Here is a 22,356-nt window from a genome sequence, read left to right as displayed (position 1 = left end):
TCGGTCTGGATGTTGTAAGTCAGGCCGCGCTCCATCTGCTCCAGCAGTCTCAAACTCAGCGGCTTTTCCAAGTAGTGGTCTGCTGTGACCTCCGGAGCGCTGCCTTCATGGCCAAGCAGATAGGCGATCGTGGACGGAGATATGCCTGACCGTTCCAGCCGGACGGCAAACGAACGACGGAGACTTTTAAAATTGAGCCCGCCATTAACGGCCGGCGGACAATGCTGACCGATGTATCCCGTTCCCGTACACGGCCCGCAGAAAAAACGACTCGGATCGCGGGAGTATAAGTGCTTCGGGTCAAAGCTCAGCTCGCCGAAAAGCAATGCATCGTTGCCATCGGCCTGACGTCGTTCCTCTACGAAATTTATAAAACCCATCTCCACAAGCTTCGTGCAGATCGGAATCTGCCGTGCCGATGAGCCCGTTTTTAGCGACTTGTTGTAGCCGTTATCGTTTATGTCGATGAGCTCTACGCCGTGGACATCCCGGATCACATCATGCACACGAAGCTGGCAGAGTTCATTGAGCCGCGCGCCGGTGTAGAGCCCGAGAGGAAGCAACCAGAACCGATACGGCTTGGCGTCTTGGTAGACCTTAGGCAGTGTGCCCGCGAGGTACTTTTGGTAAGGCCAGCCGGAGAGCATCTGAATCAGGTTGCTATCTAGAAATGGCTTGGTGACCTCGGCCTGTTTTGTACTGCAAGTAGCAACCTTGATCGCATCAGTAATCAGCTTGCTCTCCAGCGCCTCGTCCAGCATGCGATTGAACAGCTGGTAATAGGTCGTGAGGTTTGCGCCTTTACTTCCCGAAGCCGAGTTCTGCTTCAGTAACAATGGCAACTGATCCTTTAGACGCTGCACATCAGCTCGATCAAGCTCAGCGACTCGGCGTGTAGGGTTATCTCGGGTCAGGATGACCTTCAGCTTTTCCATTCGAGCCCGCAGCATATGCTCGGACTTTCCTGCGTAAGTGTTTTCTCGCAGGAAGCGGGACAGCGTAGTGTCCATGAACTCGGTAAGTAACGGTGAAGAGTGGAAGCGGTTGATCGCGTCCGTTACCGCGGAGATGTTCGCCAAGGCGATTCGCAAGTGCTCTTCATGGCCAGGCTCTACAATCAGACTCAGGCCCTTATAAAAAGGAATGGAGATAGGGGACGTTACATTCATATATACCTCACGGTGGGTGAGGCTCGAGATTATTACTGTATAAATGACCAGTCAAGATAATCTATTGGAAAATTACATTCGATAGTTTCTATTGACACTTTGTCAATAATTAAGGGATGTGTAAAAAGGGCAGGAGCAGGACTCCCGCCTCTGTTTGGCTAGGCCTTATGCGTACGATTTCCAGTGGCGCTTCGGAGCTCGCACGTTCGGGAATGGCGTGCCCACCGGCCGCCCGACTTTGAAGTCACCTTGTGCTTTCTGGAGCCCCTGATAGTGCCGGTAATGGATGTGGTCCAAGCCAAGGCCGAAATCGATTTTGTCGAGCTCGTCCTTGAGGACGCCTGCCGGATAGCAGTCGCCATAGCCGCCAGTTGTACTTTTATCAGCGTGACCCACGAGTGCTTTAGCTTTCGCGAGGTCGAGGTTCTGTCTGCGGAATTGGTTGATAAAAGTATGCCGTAGGCCGTGATACGTCAGGCCCTCCTCTCCGAGGCCGCAGAGCCCCAAGTAGCCATGACTGCTCTGGCTTGAGCCCAGGTACCAACGACTCGCAACGTGCCCAGGAGAAAGATCACCGTAGACACGGATATTTTCGAAAAGAGGAGCTTTCATATCCTGCTTAACTATGTCCAGGCGAGCTTGGTGATAGTCGAGGAAGCCTGTCTCGATCAGCTGCTTGTGAATGGGCACTAGCCGTTCAGAGTCGGACGTTTTGAGTTGCTTCGACCCTGTCCGATTGATGCTGATGATCCAAACGCCGAGCTCCTGCCGAATGTCTTCCAGCCGCAGCTGGCAGAGTTCGCTAAGCCGTGCGCCGGTATAGAGACCGAGCAGCGGAAGCCAAAACTTAAAGTCGTCCAGACGCCAGCGCGGCGGCTTGGTTAACGTGTAGGCCGGGCCGTGAAGCAGCTTCTCGATTTGGCTTGGGCTATATGTGCGCTTCCTAGGCGCCTCGGCACCTTTCGTGCTGAACGCCAATCCGGCCGCGATGTTTTCGGTGATGTGGCCTTGATCATGTGCGTAGGTGACAAGCGCCCTCGCCAATTCGAAAAACTTCTTCGCAGTGCGAGGGTTGATTGGCTCGAATTTACCGTCGCTGATGATCTTACTCAGCGGCTGGTTACGCGTGGCACGGAGGCGATGCCGGTTCTTCGGATAGCTACGCAGATGATCGCGTAGCGTGTTGAATTCAGCGCGAGTCAGCGTCTCGACTTGCCGGTGCCCACCAAGCAGCTCGCACAGGCCTTCCAGCCGGGCCCGTGCGGTGATGCGAGTCCGCGGATTGGCCCATGCACCTTCGCGGACCTGCCTCTCTTCGTATTCCTTCACCAATGCGGCGAGGCTCAGCCCTGTCTTTGGGCTGCACGTCGGCGAGACAATGCGTTCGTTGACAGAGGGCTGCGTAAACAGGCTTTCAAGCTTGGCTTTCTGCGCGTCAGGCAGAATGCTCCCGAGTGCATTTAGTAAGGCGAGCGTGCCAGGATCCTGCGGCGGTGCCACAGCATCTGTTGGTGAGTTCAGCTCCGGAATCGTCTGCATAGGCTCGGTGGTTGCAGCGGAGCCCAACATCCGCCGAACGAGGTCGCCGATCTCCTGCATCGCCTGGGTGTAAGGATCTTCGTGATCGTCTTCCTGAAAGTAACGCAACAGCACCTTATCAACCTTCTGCAGCGTATACGTCAGCATGAGGACTGCAATGATGATGGAGCTAGTGAGCAGCTCAACCCGAAAGCTTTTCTTTTCTCTCAGATGCGCTTTCATGCACAGCGGATCAAGTTCGATAAGCATCACATAAAGCCCCGATTCCTCCTGCACCAAGAGCGCTCGATCAATGATGCGGAGCTTCAGATGCATCGCGTTGGCTTGCTGAAGATGAAAATGCAAAGCTTGCCGAGATTGCGGTAGTGCTGGGGGGATGTGCATGAGATTCCGACCCTGGTCTGGGCGGGCATGGCACAGGTATTCATAAAGCGTCATCGCTGCAAATGCAGGAGATTCTTTCGAATAGCGCCCTGGAGAGGGTGGGACGGTCTCGAGTACATCAAGGGCGGCGTAAATGTACCGGGCAGCGTCGCTCGCCACGTACTGGTTGCTGGTTCCGAGCGGCCAGTCAAAGCGTACGAACCCGACCCCAAGCGCTTTTACCAGTGCGGGCGTTGGTGTGAGTGCGAAGAAAATTTCGCCCCCTGGCTCGTGGCTATAGAGCACTACACGCTCGGCACTCTCTTTCATCATGCGAGCGTGGGCGACCGAAAGGTCTTGGTTCGCGAGCTTCATGGGCGACGGGCGGACTTTCCAAACCCGGTCGGCGAATTTGAGTGCTTCCGCTACCGCTAAGTGAAACCTTTGGAGGTCAACCAGCAGGCGGTCAGAAAAGAGCTCGACATAGTGCTCGGTTGCCTTGGCAAGGAACTGCTCGAAAGAAGCATTCAGGTACTTAGCGAGATCGCGGGCCAGGGCTTCGTCGTGGCTGAGCGACCACCGGATTTGCGCAGGCAGTTTCGGGTTGGCCGCGAAATGCTTCGGGAATGTGAGGTAGTACTGGAAGCCAGTGTTGGCTTGATAGACCAGGTGGGGGACACCCGTTTTGCTTTGGCGCTTGGACATGATGGCATACCTTTTGGATTCACAGACGGACTGTGAGTAATCCAATGCCATCAAATCTGGGCTGAAACCCGCGTTCTAGACGGGTTTCAGTGTTGAATTGGTGGAGCCGGGGGGATTTGAACCCCCGTCCGCCAGCTCTCCACTGTCGGTACTACATGCTTATCCAACCTACTGAGTTAACTCCGCGCCGCCCGATTGGCAGGGTGCTTGGAGCGAGCTGCATGAGTTTTAGCCGTTACGTCTGCAGCGAACTTGGCGGCGATCCTGTTCTATCTGACGGTCATTTCGGGTTTACAGGCATCCCCTAGTGACCGCTGGCGCCGAAGCGACCAGATGAAGGTTAGGCGGCTAGCGCGTACCCTTCGTAGTTGTCGTCGTTGGCAACTATAAGTTTGCAACAGTGGATTTACGAGTTCTGTTACCAACTCGGCATGCACCTAGAGTTTTGTTACCGGCGTCGAATCCTAATCGGCCCCGAACATCCGCGAGGGGATGTCGAACGCGTAGTCTACGCCAATGTCTCGGCCACGTCGAACCCTCAGGCGACGAGATGGATGCGGCCGCGCGGCTTTTCAAGGGTGGGTTCCAGGGGCCAGGGTGCTGGCCCCATGGTCGTCAGTTGCTGGTGCCCGACGAGGAGCCGGCGGTGCCGCTCTCGGAGCTGCCCGGGCCTTTGAGGCGTTGCAGGGCCTGGGTGGTCAGGGTGATGCATTTTTCGGTGTCGCCGGCTTGCTGGGCCTCGCGCGCCTGGTTGGTGTATTCCTCGACCTGGCTGCGGGCCGGCTCGCCGAGCGTGGCCTGGCTGGTGGTCATGTTGTCCTGGATTTCCTGCATGTTGATCTGACACAGGTCCTTGTCCGCGGCGAAGGCGGCGGGGCTGGCGAGCAGTGCGGCGGTCGCGAGCATAGCGAAGCGTTTCATCGTGAGTCCTCCAGACATAATGGTCATCCCGGCTGGCTGGCGCGATACGGCTTGCAGGAGCTGCCGAGCGGTTAGGGCCCTTGTGTTCCGGGCTCTAACGTGGGACTGCGGTGGGGCTAAAGCGTTTCATCGAGGGGACGAGCCGTTGCGCTTGGCGGCGCCGCCACTGCCAGGCGCGCTCTGATCAGGCGGTCTCGGGCTGGGTCGCCGCGCGGGGCACGGGTCGTGGACGACTGACCCGGTCCACCAGGTAGACCAGTCCGTGATAGTCGATACCGCCGTGCTGGCTGAGGCCGATCTCGCAGGTGCGGCTGGTGGAGATGCCTTCCTCGCAGTGCTGTACGGCGTCCCTGAGGGTGCGCAGCGAATGGGCGTTGAGTTCCGGCGTGGTGAAGCCCTTGTCGCCGGCGAATCCGCAGCAGTGGATGCCCTCGGGGATGACTACGGTGCTGGCGCAGCGCCGGGCGATCTCGATCAGGGACGGCCCTTCGCCCAGGTGCTGGGTGCTGCAGGTGACGTGCACCGCGATCGGCGCCTGCTGCGGTTCGATGTCCAGCCGGTCGAGCAGGTGGGTGCGGATGAAACGCACCGGGTCATAGACGTCCAGGCGTTCGTCCGCCAGCTCCTGAACCAGGCGCAGCGTGCAGGGGCTGGTGTCGCAATAGATCGGGTCGAGCCCGCCGCGGCTGGCCTCGAGCAGCGCCGCCAGGGTTTCCTGGCGCTTGCGCTCGGCTTGCTCCAGATACCCTTTCGAGGCGAACGGCTGGCCGCAGCACAACTCCTTCAGGGCATCGGGAAATACCACCTGGTAGCCGGCTTTTTCCAGCAGTGCGCGGGTCTTGTCGATCAGGGGCATCTGCTCCTGGTCGCGCGCGGCCGGGCCGGTTGCGCGGGACACGCATGAGGCCAGGTAGACCACGCGCGGGCGTTCGTCGGCGCTTGGCTTCGGCAGGTTCAGGTGCTGCAGCGGCTGAGGCATCGCAGGCGTCCATTGGGGCACGCGGCCCTTGCTGGCTCGGCTCAGTGTTGCCGAGGCGCCGGCCAGGCGCCGGGTGCCCAGGATCAGGTGGGCGCCGTTGGCGACGTGCAGCATGAAGCGGGCGCCCTGCATCGCGGTCGCGAAATGGCCGGCGAGCCAGTTGGCCGTCGCGGTCTTGTTGGCGCCGCGGCTGCGCAGCTTGCGCACCAGCTCGCCGGTGTTGATGCCGACCGGGCAGCGCTGCGCGCAGAGGCCGGTGGCCGCGCAGGTGTCGACGCCCCGGTAGGCGTAATCGGCTTCCAGCGCGGTGGTGTCCAGGCCCTGGCGATGGCGCGCCTGGATGTCGCGCCACATGACGATACGCTGGCGGGGCGTGAGGGTCAGTCCGTTGGACGGGCAGACCGGCTCGCAGAAGCCGCACTCGATGCACTTGTCGACGATCTCGTCGGCGGCCGGCATCGGTTTGAGGTGCTTGAGGTGGATCTGCGGGTCTTCGCTGAGCACCACGTCGGGGTTGAGGATGCCCCTGGGGTCGAGCAGGCGCTTTATCTTCCACATCAGTCGGTACGCCTCGCTGCCCCATTCCAGCTCGACGAAGGGCGCCATGTTGCGACCGGTGCCGTGTTCGGCCTTCAACGAGCCGCCGAACTCGACCGCCACCAGTTGCGCCACGTCCTGCATGAAGGCCTCGTAACGCAGCACCTGGGTCAGGTCGTCGAAGCCCTGGGTGAAGACGAAATGCAGGTTGCCCTCCAGCGCATGGCCGAAAATGATCGCCTCGTCGTAGCGGTGCTTCTCGAACAGCGCCAGCAAGCGGTTGACGCCCTCGGCCAGGCGTTCGACCGGGAAGGTGACGTCCTCGATGATCACCGTGGTGCCGGTGGGGCGCACCGCGCCGACCGCGGGGAAGGTACCCTTGCGGATCGCCCAGAGCTGGCCGTAGACGACCGGATCCTGGCTGAACGGGACCTGCTGCTCCACCGGGAAGCCCGCCAGGGCTGTCTCGATCTGCAGCAGTTGTTCGTCGAGCAGGGTCTGCGAGGCGGCGCGCGATTCGATCAGCAGCGCGCAGGCGGTCTCCGACAGGCCCGCGACCCAGGCGGGCAACCCGGGCTTGTCCTGCACCGAACGCAGGCTGCGTCGGTCGAGAAGCTCGACCGCCGCGACGGGTTGACTCTTGAGCACCGGCACCGCGCGGCAGCAGGTCTCGACGTCGGGGAAGACGATCAGTGCGCTGGCCTTGAAGGGATGCTCCTCCACGGTGTCGTAGGTCACCGCGCTGATGAAGCCCAGGGTGCCCTCGGAACCGACCATCAGGTGGCTGAGGATGTCCAGCGGGTCGTCGTGGTCGACCAGGGCGTTGAGCGACAGCCCGGTGGTGTTCTTCAGGCGGTACTTGTGGCGGATGCGGGCCGCCAGTTCGATGTTGGCGCGGGTTTCCCGGCCAAGCTCGGCGAGTGCCGAAAGCAGCTCGGCATGGCTGGCCCGGAAGGCGGCGACGCTGCCCGCATCCTCGGTGTCGAGGACACTGCCGTCGGCCAGCACCAGCCGGATTCCCGCCAGGGTGTTGTAGGTGTTCTGCGCCGTGCCGCAGCACATGCCGCTGGCGTTGTTGGCGACGATGCCGCCGATCTTGCAGGTGGCGATCGAGGCAGGGTCGGGGCCGATCTTGCGCCCCAGCGGTGCCAGCCAGGTGTTGGCCTGGGCGCCGATCACACCCGGTTGCAGACGGATCTGCGCGCCCTGGTCGCGAATCTCCCGGCCGTTCCAGTTGTCGCCGAGCACGATCAGCACCGAGTCGCTGACCGCCTGCCCCGAGAGGCTGGTGCCGGCAGCGCGAAAGGTCACCGGTACGCGCGCGGCGTCGGCCAGCCGGAGCAGGCCGACCACCTCGTCTTCCGACTCCACCCGTACCACCAGCTTCGGCACCAGCCGATAGAAACTGGCATCGGTGCCGTAGGCCAGGGTCGAGAGCGGGTCGTCGAAACGCCGCTCGGTCGGAATCAGGCGTTGCACCTCGGCGAGGAAATCGGCAGGCAGGGTCATGGCGGCTCCGGAAGTGTGCGGGACGGGCGCGAAAGGCTCAGCCGATGACCGAGCCGGCCTGCGGCACCAGCGAATCGCGGCTGATCTCGCTGATGGACTTGGCGCCGGTGAGCACCATGGCCACGCGCATCTCCTTCTCGATCAGGTTCAGCAGGTTGGTCACCCCGGCGGCACCGGCGGTGGCCAGCGCGTAGATGAAGGCACGGCCGAGCAGCACGGTGTCAGCGCCCAGCGCGATCATGCGAACCACGTCCAGGCCGGTACGGATGCCCGAGTCGGCAAGGATCTTCAGGTCGCCCTTGACCGCGTCGGCGATCTCCGGCATCGCCCGCGCACTGGAAAGCACGCCGTCGAGCTGGCGGCCGCCGTGGTTGGACACGACGATGCCATCGGCACCGAAGCGCACCGCGTCGCGCGCGTCGTCCGCATCGAGAATGCCCTTGATGATCATCGGGCCTTCCCAGAAGTCGCGGATCCACTCCAGATCCTTCCAGGAGATGGACGGGTCGAAGTTGTTCGCCAGCCAGCCGATATAGTCCTCCAGCCCGGTCGGATGGCCGCGGTAGGTGGAGATGTTGCCGAGGTCGTGCGGCTTGCCCTTCAGGCCGACGTCCCAGGCCCAGGCCGGGTGGGTCATGGCCTGCAGCATGCGGCGCAGGGCGGCACGCTCGCCGCTCATGCCGGAATGGGCGTCGCGGTAGCGGGCGCCGGGGGTGGGCATGTCGACGGTGAACACCAGCGTCTTGACCCCGGCGGCCTTGGCGCGCTCCAGGGCGTTCTTCATGAAGCCGCGGTCCTTGAGCACGTAGAGCTGGAACCACATGGGGCGGTTGATCGCCGGTGCGACTTCCTCGATCGGGCAGACCGAAACCGTCGACAGCGTGAAGGGGATGCCCTTGGCCGCCGCGGCCTTGGCCGCCTGGACCTCGCCGCGGCGGGCGAACATGCCGCACAGGCCGACCGGGGCCAGCGCCACCGGCATCGACAGGGTCTCGCCGAACAGCTGGGTCTCCAGCGTCAGCTCCGACATGTTGCGCAGCACGCGCTGGCGCAGGGCCACGCTGCTGAGGTCGTCGACGTTGCGGCGCATGGTGTATTCGGCATAGGCGCCGCCGTCGATGTAGTGGAACAGGAAGGGCGGAAGCTTGCGTTTTGCAGCGGCACGGTAGTCGGTAGAGGCAGAAATGATCATGGGATGCACACCGGTTCGGAAGCGCTTGAAAGGATGGGGTGAATGACCTTCGCCCCGCGGGCGCGGCGAAGGTCGGGGCGGACGGCGGTCAAAGGCTGACCAGAGGGTCGCTGACCCCCAGCCAGTACACGGCGATCAACGCGATCACGCCGGTGAACAGCACGTAGTACAGCATCGGCCAGACGGTCTTGCGCAGCGTGATGCCTTCGCGGCCGAGCAGGCCCACGGTGGCCGAGGCGGCGACCACGTTGTGGATGGCCACCATGTTGCCCGCCGCAGCACCGATCGCCTGCACCGCGACGATGAGCGCGCTGGAAATGCCGAGGTTCTGCGCGACGCCGAACTGGAACTGGCTGAGCATCATGTTGCTCACCGTGTTGGAGCCGGCGAGGAAGGCGCCCAGCGCGCCGATGCTCGGCGCCAGCAGCGGATAGACCGGGCCGACCGCGTCGGCGACGAAGCGGGCCATGGTGATCGGCATGCTTGCCAGCTCTGCGGCATTGATGCCGGAGTTGATCATGATGCGCACCATCGGCACGGTGAACAGCAGCACGAAGCCGGCGCCCACCAGCACCTTGCTCGACTCGCCGATCGCCTTGGGCAGCTCGCTCGGCTTCATGCCGTGCAGAAAGACGGTGGCGATGGCGACCACCACCATGATCCCGCCGGGCAGGTAGAGCGGCATGAAATCGCCGTTGATGCCCGTTTCCCCGAGAATGTTGGAGAACACCAGCACCACGGCCTTGAGCGGCTCGCCGACTTGCGGGAATACGCGGGTGATCACCAGCAGCAGGCCGACCAGTACGTAGGGCAGCCAGGCCTTGAAGGTGCTCATCGGCTTGCTGGTGAGTTCGTCCAGCTTCATCTCGACCGTGCTCATCCATTCGCTCGGCCACTGCTTGGGCTCGGGGAAGTCCCAGACCGTCTTCGGTATCAGGAAGCCCGCACGAGCCGCGGTGGTCACGATCGCCAGGCCGACCAGCCCGCCGAGCATCGACGGGAACTCGGGGCCGAGGAAGACGCCGGTAGCGGCGTAGGGCAGGGTGAAGGCGAGGCCGGCGAACAGGGCGAACGGCAGCACGTCGAAGGCGGCGCGCCAGCTGCGCTCCTTGCCAAAGAAGCGGGTCAGCATCACCGCCATGATGAAGGGCATCAGCGTGCCGACGATGGCATGGATGATCGCCACTTCACTGGTGATCAGCTGCAGGTAGGCGTCCCAGCTCGAGCCCTGGGCGACCAGTTCGCTCCCCACCGTGGCCGTGTCCAGGCCGCCGGTGATACCGATGAGGATGGGCGTACCCACCGCGCCATAGGACACCGGCGTGCTCTGGACCAGCATGCCCATGAGTACTGCCGCGAGGGCCGGGAAGCCGATGGCCACCAGCAGCGGCGCGGCGATGGCGGCGGTGGTGCCCCAGCCGGAAGCGCCCTCGATGAAGCAGCCGAACAGCCAGGCGATGATGATGGCCTGGATGCGGCGGTCCGGACTGATGGTGGCGAACCCGGCGCGGATGGCGCTGATGCCGCCCGAGCGCTTGAGGGTGTTGAGCAGCAGGATGGCGCCGAAGATGATCCACAGCACGCCGGCGGTGATCACCAGACCCTGCAGGGTCGAGGCGAGGATGCGGTTGACGCTCATGTCCCAGACGAACAGGGCGATGGCAGCGGTGATCAGGTAGACCAGCGGCATGGCCCGCTTGGCCGGCCAACGCAGGCCCACCAGCAGGATGGCGGCCAGGAGGATCGGCGAGAAGGCGAAGAAGGCGAGGAGGCCGTTAGACATCATTCCCCCTGGCGTTCAGGAGCAATGGGGGATACGACAGCACGGAGCGAGGCGGTTGGGGCATGGGTCTCTTCTTCTTTTATAGTTGGAAACTTGTAAATTGGTAATACCAATTTACAGCGAAGAGATGTCAGCCTAAGAGCAGCGCCGCTGCTGCGTCAATCTGGCCTTATTAGACTTTGGTCGTACGCCATCGGCTTGCTGGGCAGGGTGTCGGCCGCTAGGCTTTGCGGAAATAAAAATTGGTCTTACCAGTGGTGGAATGATGGAAGTGGGTGTGGTTCGACAGCGTCGCCTGGCCGACGACATCGTCATGCAGCTCGAAACGATGATTCTCGAAGGCACCTTGAAGGCCGGCGAACGGCTTCCGGCCGAACGCGCGCTGGCCGAACAGTTCGGCGTCTCCCGCCCTTCGCTGCGCGAAGCGATGCAGAAGCTGGCGGCCAAGGGGCTGGTGGTGAGCCGGCACGGCGGCGGGACCTTCGTTGCCGAGTCGCTCGGATCGACCTTCAGCGATCCCTTGCTGCAGTTGCTGGGCAGCAACACCGATGCCCAGCGCGACCTGCTGGAGTTCCGGCACACGCTCGAGGGGGCCTGCGCCTATTACGCGGCGCTGCGCGCCACCGCGCTCGATCATGGCCGCTTGCGGGTGGCCTTCGAGGCGCTACAGGACTGCTATACCCGTATCGGGACCGTGACCCGGGCCGAGGAGGGCGCCGCCGATGCGTCCTTCCACCTGGCCATTGCCGAGGCCAGTCACAACGCGGTCCTGCTGCATACGATTCGCGGCCTGTTCGATCTGCTCAAGCGCAACGTGGTCACCAACATCGGCGGGATGTACGCGTTGCGCAGCGAGACCCGCGACATGCTGATGAACCAGCATCGCGAGCTGTTCGAGGCGATCGTCGAAAGGCGTGCGGAAGAGGCCCGGGCGATATCGAACAGGCATATCCACTACGTGCAGGAGGTGCTGGCGGAGGGGCAGCAGGAGGCGCAGCGCCTGGCCCGTGCCCAGCGTCGCACCGGCGCCGGGCGTGGCGAGCAGGTCAAGCCCTGACCGGCGCTGCGGTCAGTCTTCCTTGCCCTTGGTGCGCATGGCCCGCTGGATCTCGCGGGCCGAGTCGCGCTCCTTCTCGGTGTGGCGCTTGTCGAATTCCTTCTTGCCCTTGGCGAGTGCGATTTCGCACTTGATCAGGTGCTTTTTCCAGTACAGCGAAAGCGCCACGCAGGCATAGCCCTTCTGCTGTACCGCGCCGAACAGCTTGCCGAGTTCGCGCTTGTGCAGCAGCAGCTTGCGGGTGCGTGTCGGATCGGCGATGACGTGGGTGCTGGCGGTGGTCAGGGGCGTGATGTGGCTGCCGAGCAGCCAGGCCTCGCCATCCTTGAGCAGTACGTAGCTGTCCACCAGCTGCGCCTTGCCGGCGCGCAGGCTCTTCACCTCCCAGCCAGCCAAGGCAAGACCCGCCTCGAATTTCTGCTCGATGAAGTAGTCGTGGAGCGCTTTCTTGTTAAGCGCGATCGTCCCGGAGGGTTGTTTCTTTTGTTTGGCCATAGGGCCCGCATTATAGGGGGCGACGCTGCGGCTGGCGATAACGGCGATGAACGATCGATGCCGGTGGGCGCCCCGGCCAGGCGGGCGAGCTTGAGGGGCCGCGGCTAATCCCGGACAATGGGGTCTTTCCAGGCCCGCCGAGCGCCGGAGCGTGATGCTCCTGCGGCGGCGGGCGTGTGTTCGTACCGGTTCGCATGCTGGTCCCGGCCCCTGGCCTACGCAATAGAGCAACTCCAATCGATGACGACTCACATTCAGCGCTCGGCCTTGCTGCCTTATCCGGCACAGGCACTGTTCGACATGGTCAACGACGTGGCCAGCTACCCCCAGTTCCTGCCCTGGTGCTCGGCCACCGAGGTGCTGTCGGAGAGCGAAACGCAGATGCGGGCCAGCATGACCGTCGCCAAGGCTGGGCTCAGCCAGCGGTTCATGACGCGCAACGACCTGGAGCCGGGCAAGCGTATCGAGATGACACTCGAGGAAGGCCCCTTCAGCCACCTGCATGGCATCTGGGAGTTCAAGGCGCTCGGGGAGAAGGCCTGCAAGATCAGTCTCGACCTGACCTTCGATTACGCCGGGCCGCTGGTCAAGGCCACCCTCGGGCCGCTGTTCAACCAGGCGGCCAACAGCCTGGTGGATGCCTTCTGCGAGCGGGCCAAGAAGCTCTATGGCTGAGGCGACGATCGCCGTCGAAGTCGTTTATGCGCTGGCGGACAAGCAGGTGCTGCTGCGCCTGAATCTGCCCGAAGGCGCCACCGTTCGCGAAGCCGTCCTGCGCTCCGCAATGGAGCAGCATTTTCCCGGCCTCGATCTGCAGGCCGCGCCCCTTGGCATTTTCGGCAAGGCGGTCGCCAGGCCCGACGAGCGGGTACTGGAGGAGGGGGAGCGAGTGGAGATCTATCGCCCGCTGATCGCCGACCCCAAGGAGGTCCGCAAGCAGCGCGCCGCCGAGGCGGCCAAGCGCAAGGCGCAGCAGGCGAGCTAGCGTCGCCCTCGTGAAAAAGCCCGGCGGTGCCGGGCTTTTTTGTGTGCGCAGGTTACTGCGCGTTGGTGTCGAGCGGCTCGGGCGACGGCACCGGAACGGCTTCGGCCTCATCGACTTCGCGCTGGATCTGCTCCTGCAGCGATCCAGGTGCGGGAGCCGGTTCGGCGGGCTGAGCGGCTGCGGGGGGCGCCGGCGCTGCGCCGGTATCGGTGCCAAGGATCGCCTCGTCCCGGCTCACGCCGGGTACGAAGTCGCCGGACAGTCCGATCAGCTGGTCGTTGTCGCTGAAAATCAGGCTCATGCGTTCCTGCTGGCGACGGCTGCCGCCTGGCTGGATGCTGTAGACATAGTCCCAGCGGTTGGCGTGGAAGGTGTCCGTGATCAAGGGGTTGCCCATGATAAACCGCACTTGGCGTCGGGTCATTCCAGGACGCAACTGGTCTATCATGTCTTGCGTGACGACATTGCCCTGTTGAATGTCGACCTTGTACACGCCGGGAAATGAACAACCCGCGAGTGCTACCAGACCCGCAAAAGTCAGGCTGGTGAGCAGGAGCTTGGTGTTTTGCATCGGTGGGTGACTTCCACTATCTTGGCTGGGCAAAGAGCCCGGATCATACCTGCATTGAAGGAGGCTGCGAAACAGCAGCAGCGAGAAAGCCGACCATGGTTGAAAATAGCGAACTACGCAAAGCTGGCCTCAAGGTGACCCTGCCACGGGTCAAAATCCTACAGATGCTCGACACCACCGAGCAGCGCCACATGAGCGCGGAAGACGTCTACAAGGCGTTGATGGAGGCCGGAGAAGACGTCGGTCTGGCAACGGTATATCGAGTACTGACTCAGTTCGAAGCGGCTGGCCTGGTGGTTCGACACAATTTCGACGGCGGCCACGCGGTGTTCGAGCTGGCCGACAGCGGCCACCACGACCATATGGTCTGCGTCGATACCGGCGACGTGATCGAGTTCTTCGACTCGGAGATCGAAAACCTCCAGAAGGAAATCGTCAACCGCCACGGGTTCGATCTGGTCGATCACAACCTGGTGTTGTACGTACGCAAGAAGGCCTGAGCGGGCCTCATGAAAAAGGCGACCTTCGGGTCGCCTTTTTCGTTTGCGTGACCGTCAGGCCTGGGCCGAGGTCACCATCTGGCGGGCGTGGGCGATGGACTGCTCGGTCAGGTCGACGCCGCCGAGCATGCGGGCGATTTCCTCGATGCGTGCATTGCCGTCCAGATCCGCCACTGCGGTCCGTGTGGCGTCGCTGCCGCGAGCCTTGTGCACGAACAGGTGATGGTGCCCCTGCGCTGCCACCTGTGGCAGGTGGGTCACGGTCAGGACCTGCCCGCGCTCGCCGAGGCGGCGCAACAGTTGACCGACCACTTCGGCGGTCGGGCCGCCGATGCCGACGTCCACTTCGTCGAACACCAGGGTCGGCACGCGCGAGGTCTGTGCGGTGATGACCTGGATCGCCAGGCTGATCCGCGACAGCTCGCCACCGGAGGCGACCTTGGCCAGCGGCCGTAGCGGCTGCCCCGGGTTGGCGCTGACGAGAAACTCGACCTGCTCCCGGCCATAGGGATGCAGTTCGCCTTCGGCCGCGGGCTTCAGTTCGACCGAAAGCCGTCCGCCGGGCATGCCCAGGCGCTGGATTTCCGCTTCCACCGCACTGCCCAGGCGGCCTGCGGCTTCCTGGCGGATGCGGCTCAGTTCGGTGGCCTTCTCTTCGTAGTGGCGGGCATAGGCCGCCAGCTCCTCGGTCAGCCGTTCGACGGCCTCGTCATCGGCGTTCAGGGTTTCGACTTCCTCGAGCAGCTGCTGTTGCAGCGCGCCGAGCTCCGAAGGCTGGACCCGGTGTTTGCGCGCCAGGGTATAGATGGTGTTTAGACGCTCCTCGAGCAGTTGCTGGCGTTCGGGGTCGGCGTCGAAGTGATCGAGGAAGCGGTTCAGCTCGCCGATCGCCTCTTCCACCTGGATCTGCGCACTGGACAGCAGGTTGACCGCTTCGCCGAGCGCGCCGGGCTGGTTCTGGAAGGCGGTCAGGCGCTGCAGGCTCATGGTCAGCGCGGAGAGCACGTTGCCCGCATCGCTCTCGCTGCACAGGTCCACCACCTGGCGGCAGGCGCCGAGCAGCTGATCGGCATTGGCAAGGTTCTTGTGCTCCTGCTCCAGCTGTTCGAGTTCGTTTTCGCCGAGGGCGAGGTTTTCCAGTTCCTCGAGCTGGTAGCTGAGCAGCTGATGCCGGGCGCGCTGTTCGTCGCTGCTGTTGCTCAGTCGTTCGAGGGTCTGACGCGTCTGGCGCCAGCGCTGGGCGGCAAGCTGGACCTGGCGCGCCAGATCCTGGCTGCCGCTGTACTCGTCGAGCAGACGACGGTGGGTGTCTGGCTTGAGCAGGGACTGGTGCTCGTGCTGGCTGTGGATGTCGATCAGCAGTTCACCGAGCGCCTTGAGGTCGCCTTGCGGGCAGGGCGTGCCGTTTATATAGCCGCGGGAGCGGCCTTCCGCCGTGATCACCCGGCGCAGGATGCAGGGGCCGTCGGTTTCCAGGTCGCGTTCGGCGAGCCAGGCACGTGCATCGGGGATGTCGTCCAGATCGAAGCTCGCGAGGATGTCGGCCTTGTCCGCCCCGGGGCGAACCACGGCGCTGTCGGCGCGATCCCCCAGCGTCAGACCGAGGGCGTCGAGCATGATCGACTTGCCCGCGCCGGTCTCCCCGGTGATCACGCTCATGCCGCGCTTCAGCTCGAGGTCAAGGTGTTCGACGATGGCGTAGTTGTGCACGGACAGGTGGACGAGCATCGAAGAGATCCCGAAATGGTGATGGCTGGGTATTTATACAGTGCTTTTCGCCAGGCCGGCAAGCGTCTGCCCGTGACGTCGGTCAGGGAATCCCGCTTATCCCGATGAGCTGAAGGGGTAATGCTCGAAAGCCCCTTGAAGCCGGTGATCGCGCCCCCATATAGCCGCACAAGCGCGGGTCGCCACCCGCAGACGTATCGATAGGAGGAGCGCATGGCTGACGAGCAGAACCTGGACAATCCGTCCCCTGAAGCGAAAGAGAATCCTGAAGTGGAGGTCACCGAGGATCTGGTGGCGCGGATTCAGTCGCTCGAAGAGCAGCTGGCCGCTGCGCAGGACCAGTCCCTGCGCGTCGCTGCCGAACTGCAGAACATCCGCCGCCGAGCCGAGCAGGATGTGGAGAAGGCGCACAAGTTCGCCCTGGAGAAGTTCGCCGGCGACCTGCTGTCGGTGGTCGACAGCCTCGAGCGCGGCCTGGAGCTGTCGAACCCGGATGACGAGGCGATCAAGCCGATGCGCGAAGGCGTCGAGCTGACCCTCAAGCTGCTGATCGACACCCTGGGGCGCTACCAGCTGGTGGCGCTGGACCCGCATGGCGAGCCGTTCAACCCCGAGCATCACCAGGCGATGGCCATGGAAGAAAGCACCCATGCCGAGCCGGGCAGCGTGCTCAAGGTGTTCCAGAAGGGCTACATGCTCAACGGCCGCCTGTTGCGACCGGCCATGGTGGTGGTCAGCAAGGCGCCGGCGCAGACCCCGCCTTCGATCGACGAGAAGGCTTGAAATCCGCCGCTGCGGCCCCATCTGTTTAGTCAAGCGTTTTTGTATTACCGCAGCCGGTAGACAGGCGCGGAACAACCAAAGGTTTTCGGAGAGAGTAAATGGGCAAGATCATCGGAATCGACCTGGGGACGACCAACTCCTGCGTCTCCATTCTTGAAAACGGCAACGTCAAGGTCATCGAGAACGCCGAGGGTGGCCGTACCACCCCGTCGATCATCGCCTACACCAACGACGGCGAGACCCTGGTCGGCCAGTCGGCCAAGCGCCAGGCGGTGACCAACCCGCAGAACACCCTGTACGCGGTCAAGCGTCTGATCGGTCGGCGCTTCGAAGAAGACGTCGTGCAGAAGGACATCAAGATGGTGCCCTACAGCATCGTCAAGGCCGACAACGGCGATGCCTGGGTGGAAGTGAAGGGCCAGAAGATGGCGCCGCCGCAGATTTCCGCCGAAGTGCTGAAGAAGATGAAGAAGACCGCCGAAGACTACCTCGGCGAGCCGGTGACCGAAGCGGTCATCACCGTGCCGGCCTACTTCAACGACAGCCAGCGCCAGGCCACCAAGGACGCCGGCCGCATCGCCGGTCTGGACGTCAAGCGCATCATCAACGAGCCGACCGCGGCGGCGCTGGCCTATGGCATGGACAAGGCCAAGGGCGACCACACCGTGATCGTCTATGACCTGGGCGGCGGTACCTTCGACGTGTCGGTGATCGAGATCGCCGAAGTCGACGGTGAGCACCAGTTCGAAGTGCTGGCCACCAACGGCGACACCTTCCTCGGTGGCGAGGACTTCGACATCCGTCTGATCGACTACCTCGTCGACGAGTTCAAGAAGGAAAGCGGGATCAACCTCAAGGGCGATCCGCTGGCCATGCAGCGTCTGAAGGAAGCGGCCGAGAAGGCCAAGATCGAGCTGTCCTCGAGCACCCAGACCGACGTGAACCTGCCGTACATCACCGCAGACGCGTCCGGTCCGAAGCACCTGAACGTGAAGATCTCCCGCGCCAAGCTGGAGTCGCTGGTCGAGGATCTGGTCGAGCGCACCATCGAGCCGTGCCGCATCGCGCTCAAGGACGCCGGTATCGACGTCAACGCGATCAATGACGTGATCCTGGTCGGCGGTCAGACCCGCATGCCGCTGGTGCAGAAGCGTGTCGCCGACTTCTTCGGCAAGGAAGCGCGCAAGGACGTCAACCCGGACGAAGCCGTGGCCATGGGTGCCGCCATTCAGGGCGCGGTACTGGCCGGCGACGTCAAGGACGTGCTGCTGCTGGACGTCAGCCCGCTGACCCTGGGTATCGAAACCCTGGGCGGCGTGATGACTCCGCTGATCGAGAAGAACACCACCATTCCGACCAAGAAGTCGCAGGTGTTCTCGACCGCCGACGACAACCAGAACGCCGTGACCATCCACGTGCTGCAGGGCGAGCGCAAGCAGGCCGCGCAGAACAAGTCGCTGGGTCGCTTCGACCTGGCCGAGATTCCGCCGGCGCCGCGTGGCGTTCCGCAGATCGAAGTGACCTTCGACATCGACGCCAACGGTATCCTGCACGTGTCGGCCAAAGACAAGGCCACCGGCAAGCAGCAGTCGATCGTGATCAAGGCCAACTCGGGTCTGTCCGAGGAGGAAATCGAGCAGATGGTGCGCGACGCCGAGGCCAACGCCGAGGAAGACCGCAAGTTCGAGGAGCTGGCCGGTGCCCGCAACCAGGGCGATCAGCTGGTTCATGCCACCCGCAAGATGATCACCGAGGCGGGCGACAAGGCCACCGCTGACGAGAAGGCGGCGATCGAGAAGGCCATCGGCGAACTGGAAGTGGCCATCAAGGGCGACGACAAGGCCGAGATCGAAGCCAAGATGGCGGCGGTTTCCCAGGCGTCCACTCCGCTGGCGCAGAAGATGTATGCCGAGCAGCCGCAGGGCGCCGATGCTCAGCAGAACGACGATGCGCAGGGTGGTGACGACGTGGTCGACGCCGAGTTCGAAGAGGTCAAGGACAACAAGTAAGCTGCGGCTTATGCCCCTTGGATGGGGAATGCAGCGGCGATCCGATGATCGGCCGCTGCCTGTCGCTCCAGCCTGCGCGGAATCCCTTCCCGCAGGCACGACCGCCGCGCGGGGGCTTGCTCCCGCGTCGGCGTGTCTGGGGGGTACGAATTGAGGGTTCAGGAAAGTTATGGCCAAACGTGATTACTACGAAGTGCTCGGGGTCGAGCGCGGCGCCAGCGAAGCGGAGCTGAAGAAGGCCTATCGACGCCTTGCCATGAAGCATCACCCGGACCGCAATCCAGGCGATAAGGCTGCCGAGGACAAATTCAAGGAGGCCAACGAGGCCTACGAAGTGCTTTCCGACGCGGGCAAGCGTGCGGCCTACGATCAGTACGGCCATGCCGGCGTCGATCCGCAGATGGGTGGCGCGGGTGCCGGCGCCTACGGCGGCGCCAACTTCTCCGACATCTTCGGGGACGTCTTCAGCGACTTCTTCGGTGGTGCGCGCGGCAACAGCCGTGGCGGCGCCCAGCGTGGCAGCGACCTTCGCTACACGCTCGAGCTCGACCTCGAAGAGGCGGTGCGCGGCACCTCGGTCACCATCCGCGTGCCGACGCTGGTCAACTGCAAGACCTGCGATGGCTCCGGTGCGAAGAAAGGCACCAGTCCGGTCACCTGTACGACCTGTGGCGGCATCGGTCAGGTGCGCATGCAGCAGGGCTTCTTCTCGGTGCAGCAGACCTGCCCGCGCTGCCACGGCAGCGGCAAGATGATTTCCGATCCGTGCGGCAGCTGCCATGGGCAGGGGCGCGTCGAGGAGCAGAAGACGTTGTCGGTCAAGGTGCCGGCCGGCGTCGACACGGGCGACCGCATCCGCCTGTCCGGCGAGGGCGAAGCCGGTGTCCAGGGCGGGCCGGCGGGCGACCTCTACGTGGTGGTCTCGGTGCGCGAGCACCCGATCTTCCAGCGCGACGGTAAGCACCTGTACTGCGAAGTGCCGATCAGTTTCGCCGACGCGGCGCTGGGCGGTGAGCTCGAGGTGCCGACCCTCGATGGTCGGGTCAAGCTGAAGATTCCGGAAGGCACCCAGACCGGCAAGCTGTTCCGCTTGCGCGGCAAGGGCGTGGCGCCGGTTCGCGGCGGTGCGGCAGGGGATCTGATGTGCCGGGTGGCGGTGGAGACGCCGGTCAATCTGGACAAGCGCCAGCGCGAATTGCTCGAAGAGTTTCGTCGCTCGCTGCAGAACGACAGTTCCCATTCGCCCAAGGCCAGCGGCTGGTTCGAAGGCATGAAGCGCTTTTTCGGTGACCTGTAACCGGTGAGCGGGGCAGCGGAAGTTCGCAGCTGGCTGCGGGCTTCCGGTTTTCCGGTTTCCGGCTTGGAGTTTTTATGCGACGTATAGCTGTAATGGGTGCCGCCGGGCGGATGGGCAAGACCTTGATCGAGGCGGTCCAGCAGACGGGCGGGGCGGCTGGGCTGACCGCGGCGATCGATCGTCCCGACAGTACGCTCGTGGGGGCGGATGCGGGCGAACTCGCCGCCATCGGCCGCCTCGGCGTGCCGCTGACCGGCGATGTGGGCAAGGCGGTGGACGAGTTCGACGTGCTCATCGATTTCACTCATCCCTCCGTCACCCTGAAGAACCTCGAGGTGTGCCGGCGTGCCGGCAAGGCGATGGTCATCGGCACCACCGGCTTTTCCGCCGACGAGAAGCGGCGCCTGGCCGAGGCGAGCGAAGAGATCCCGATCGTCTTCGCCGCCAACTTCAGCGTGGGCGTGAACCTCTGCCTCAAGCTGCTGGATACCGCGGCGCGGGTGCTGGGCGATGAGGTCGATATCGAAATCATCGAAGCCCATCATCGCCACAAGGTCGATGCGCCCTCCGGTACGGCGCTGCGCATGGGTGAAGTGGTCGCCCAGGCGCTCGGGCGTGACCTGGATCAGGTGGCCGTCTACGGACGCGAGGGCCAGACCGGCGCGCGCGCTCGCGAGACCATCGGTTTCGCCACGGTACGTGCCGGCGATGTGGTCGGCGATCACACGGTGCTGTTCGCGGCCGAAGGCGAACGTGTCGAGATCACCCACAAGGCCTCCAGCCGGATGACCTTTGCCAGGGGTGCGGTGCGCGCGGCCCTTTGGCTGGAGGGACAGCCGGCGGGCCTGTACGACATGCAGGACGTGCTGGGGCTGCGTTGAAGAGGCGCGCCCTGACGTTTGGCTGCATTTCGGTTGGACCGGAAACGAGTTTTTCTGTAAGCTGCCCGCTTTAGTGTGTCCACTAAAAGTTACGCAGAAATGGCTCGAATAAATAAAAAGCGGGATGACCTTCAAACGTCATCCCGCTTTTTTGCAATCTGCGTCTGCTTCAGCCTTGATCTACGGAGGTCTCTTGACTAAGCCAGCCATACTCGCCCTTGCCGACGGCAGCATCTTTCGCGGCGAATCCATCGGCGCCGACGGCCAGACCACAGGTGAGGTGGTGTTCAACACCGCCATGACCGGTTATCAGGAGATCCTTACCGATCCTTCCTATGCAAAGCAGATCGTCACCCTGACCTACCCGCACATCGGCAACACCGGCACCAATCCGGAGGACGCCGAGTCGTTCAAGGTCTGGTCTGCCGGCCTGGTCATCCGCGACCTGCCGCTGATCGCCAGCAACTGGCGCAACCAGCAATCGCTGCCCGAATACCTGAAAGCCAACAATACCGTCGCCATCGCCGGGATCGATACCCGTCGGCTGACCCGCATCCTGCGCGAGAAGGGCGCCCAGAACGGCTGCATCCTGGCCGGCGACAACGTCAGCGAGGAAGCGGCGCTGGAAGCCGCGCGGGCGTTTCCGGGACTCAAGGGCATGGACCTGGCCAAGGAGGTCAGCGTCAAGGAAGCCTACGAGTGGCGCTCGAGCGTATGGTGCCTGAGCACGAATCGGCACGAGGAAATCGAGGCCGGCGACCTGCCTTACCATGTGGTCGCCTTCGACTACGGCGTCAAGTACAACATCCTGCGCATGCTGGTCGCGCGCGGCTGCCGCCTGACGGTTCTGCCGGCGCAATCCACTGCCGAAGACGCGCTGGCGCTCAACCCGGACGGTATCCTGCTGGCCAACGGCCCGGGCGATCCGGAGCCTTGCGACTACGCTATCCGGGCGATACAGCAGTTGCTGAAAACCGAGATTCCGGTCTTCGGCATCTGCCTCGGTCATCAGTTGCTGGCGCTCGCCGCTGGCGCCAAGACCGTCAAGATGCCCAACGGGCACCATGGCGCCAACCACCCGGTGCAGGATCTGAAGACCGGTGTGGTGATGATCACCAGCCAGAACCACGGGTTCGCGGTGGACGAGGCGAGCCTGCCGGCGAACGTGCGTGCCACCCACAAGTCGCTGTTCGATGGCACCCTGCAGGGCATCGAACTGACCGACCGCGCCGCGTTCAGCTTCCAGGGGCACCCTGAAGCGAGCCCGGGACCACACGATGTGGCGCCGCTGTTCGACCGTTTCATCGAGGCCATGGCCCAGCGCCGCTGAGCCTGTCGGCTCGCTGCTACGAG

At 63.5% G+C, this 22,356-nt stretch carries 18 protein-coding genes and 1 other RNA gene; 9 read left to right on the top strand and 10 right to left on the bottom strand.

What is annotated here, in order from left to right:
- From DN824_RS16270 to DN824_RS16240, 7 genes are all read right to left on the bottom strand, one after another.
- A partial coding sequence (locus tag DN824_RS16270) for a site-specific integrase (protein WP_138409455.1) occupies positions 1–1,169 on the bottom strand: 1,169 nt, incomplete at its 3' end.
- Between the two features lie 165 nt (positions 1,170–1,334).
- The gene (locus DN824_RS16265) at positions 1,335–3,776 is read right to left on the bottom strand and encodes a site-specific integrase (protein WP_138409454.1); all 2,442 of its coding nucleotides are present in this window, start codon (positions 3,774–3,776) and stop codon (positions 1,335–1,337) included.
- A 98-nt stretch (positions 3,777–3,874) separates the two neighbouring features.
- Positions 3,875–4,252, bottom strand: a transfer-messenger RNA (tmRNA) gene (gene ssrA / locus DN824_RS16260).
- 139 nt (positions 4,253–4,391) lie between these two features.
- Positions 4,392–4,697, bottom strand: a complete 306-nt coding sequence (locus DN824_RS16255; RefSeq protein ID WP_138409453.1) for a hypothetical protein — start codon at positions 4,695–4,697, stop codon at positions 4,392–4,394.
- Between the two features lie 184 nt (positions 4,698–4,881).
- Positions 4,882–7,722: an FAD-binding and (Fe-S)-binding domain-containing protein gene (locus DN824_RS16250; RefSeq protein ID WP_138409452.1), complete on the bottom strand. Its 2,841-nt coding sequence runs from the start codon at positions 7,720–7,722 to the stop codon at positions 4,882–4,884.
- A gap of 37 nt (positions 7,723–7,759) precedes the next feature.
- Entirely contained in the window at positions 7,760–8,914 is a 1,155-nt protein-coding gene (gene lldD, locus DN824_RS16245) for an FMN-dependent L-lactate dehydrogenase LldD (protein ID WP_138409451.1), read from the bottom strand.
- A gap of 88 nt (positions 8,915–9,002) precedes the next feature.
- A complete protein-coding gene (locus tag DN824_RS16240) occupies positions 9,003–10,697 on the bottom strand; it encodes an L-lactate permease (protein WP_138409450.1) in 1,695 nt (564 codons plus the stop codon).
- 265 nt (positions 10,698–10,962) lie between these two features.
- On the opposite strand from DN824_RS16240, the gene DN824_RS16235 reads away from it, so the two are divergent.
- Entirely contained in the window at positions 10,963–11,754 is a 792-nt protein-coding gene (locus DN824_RS16235) for a GntR family transcriptional regulator (RefSeq protein ID WP_138409458.1), read from the top strand.
- 12 nt (positions 11,755–11,766) lie between these two features.
- On the opposite strand, the gene smpB is transcribed toward DN824_RS16235, so the two are convergent.
- Complete coding sequence (smpB, locus tag DN824_RS16230) at positions 11,767–12,249, bottom strand: SsrA-binding protein SmpB (protein ID WP_138409449.1); 483 nt, start codon at positions 12,247–12,249, stop codon at positions 11,767–11,769.
- A gap of 240 nt (positions 12,250–12,489) precedes the next feature.
- On the opposite strand from smpB, the gene DN824_RS16225 reads away from it, so the two are divergent.
- Positions 12,490–12,924 carry a type II toxin-antitoxin system RatA family toxin gene (locus DN824_RS16225; RefSeq protein WP_138409448.1) on the top strand — a complete coding sequence of 145 codons (435 nt, stop codon included), beginning with the start codon at positions 12,490–12,492 and terminating at the stop codon, positions 12,922–12,924.
- Complete coding sequence (locus tag DN824_RS16220; RefSeq protein WP_138409447.1) at positions 12,917–13,234, top strand: RnfH family protein; 318 nt, start codon at positions 12,917–12,919, stop codon at positions 13,232–13,234. Before DN824_RS16225 ends, DN824_RS16220 begins: the two co-directional genes overlap by 8 nt.
- A 52-nt stretch (positions 13,235–13,286) precedes the next feature.
- Here the strand turns inward: DN824_RS16220 and DN824_RS16215 are convergent, their stop codons facing one another.
- The gene (locus tag DN824_RS16215) at positions 13,287–13,805 is read right to left on the bottom strand and encodes an outer membrane protein assembly factor BamE (RefSeq protein ID WP_138409446.1); all 519 of its coding nucleotides are present in this window, start codon (positions 13,803–13,805) and stop codon (positions 13,287–13,289) included.
- Between the two features lie 95 nt (positions 13,806–13,900).
- Here DN824_RS16215 and fur point away from each other — a divergent pair, with 95 nt between their 5' ends.
- Positions 13,901–14,305: a ferric iron uptake transcriptional regulator gene (gene fur / locus DN824_RS16210; RefSeq protein WP_138409445.1), complete on the top strand. Its 405-nt coding sequence runs from the start codon at positions 13,901–13,903 to the stop codon at positions 14,303–14,305.
- Positions 14,306–14,359: 54 nt separating this feature from the next.
- Here fur and recN read toward each other — a convergent pair whose 3' ends face one another.
- On the bottom strand, positions 14,360–16,033 hold the full coding sequence (recN, locus tag DN824_RS16205; RefSeq protein WP_138409444.1) for a DNA repair protein RecN: 1,674 nt from the start codon (positions 16,031–16,033) through the stop codon (positions 14,360–14,362).
- A 213-nt stretch (positions 16,034–16,246) separates the two neighbouring features.
- On the opposite strand from recN, the gene grpE reads away from it, so the two are divergent.
- From grpE to carA, 5 genes are all read left to right on the top strand, one after another.
- Positions 16,247–16,816, top strand: coding sequence for a nucleotide exchange factor GrpE (gene grpE / locus DN824_RS16200; protein ID WP_138409443.1), 570 nt, complete (start codon positions 16,247–16,249; stop codon positions 16,814–16,816).
- Between the two features lie 98 nt (positions 16,817–16,914).
- Positions 16,915–18,825 (top strand): molecular chaperone DnaK, encoded by a 1,911-nt coding sequence (gene dnaK / locus DN824_RS16195; protein WP_138409442.1) that lies wholly within the window; start codon positions 16,915–16,917, stop codon positions 18,823–18,825.
- A 169-nt stretch (positions 18,826–18,994) separates the two neighbouring features.
- The gene (dnaJ, locus tag DN824_RS16190) at positions 18,995–20,122 is read left to right on the top strand and encodes a molecular chaperone DnaJ (protein WP_138409441.1); all 1,128 of its coding nucleotides are present in this window, start codon (positions 18,995–18,997) and stop codon (positions 20,120–20,122) included.
- A gap of 74 nt (positions 20,123–20,196) precedes the next feature.
- On the top strand, positions 20,197–21,003 hold the full coding sequence (gene dapB / locus DN824_RS16185) for a 4-hydroxy-tetrahydrodipicolinate reductase (RefSeq protein ID WP_138409440.1): 807 nt from the start codon (positions 20,197–20,199) through the stop codon (positions 21,001–21,003).
- A gap of 193 nt (positions 21,004–21,196) precedes the next feature.
- Positions 21,197–22,333 (top strand): glutamine-hydrolyzing carbamoyl-phosphate synthase small subunit, encoded by a 1,137-nt coding sequence (gene carA, locus DN824_RS16180; protein WP_138409439.1) that lies wholly within the window; start codon positions 21,197–21,199, stop codon positions 22,331–22,333.
- Positions 22,334–22,356 lie beyond the last annotated feature (23 nt).

This window comes from Stutzerimonas nosocomialis (assembly GCF_005876855.1).
GTDB lineage: Bacteria > Pseudomonadota > Gammaproteobacteria > Pseudomonadales > Pseudomonadaceae > Stutzerimonas > Stutzerimonas nosocomialis.
The sequence above is the reverse complement of the archived record's forward strand: the minus strand, read 5'-3'. Positions and strand labels throughout refer to the sequence as shown.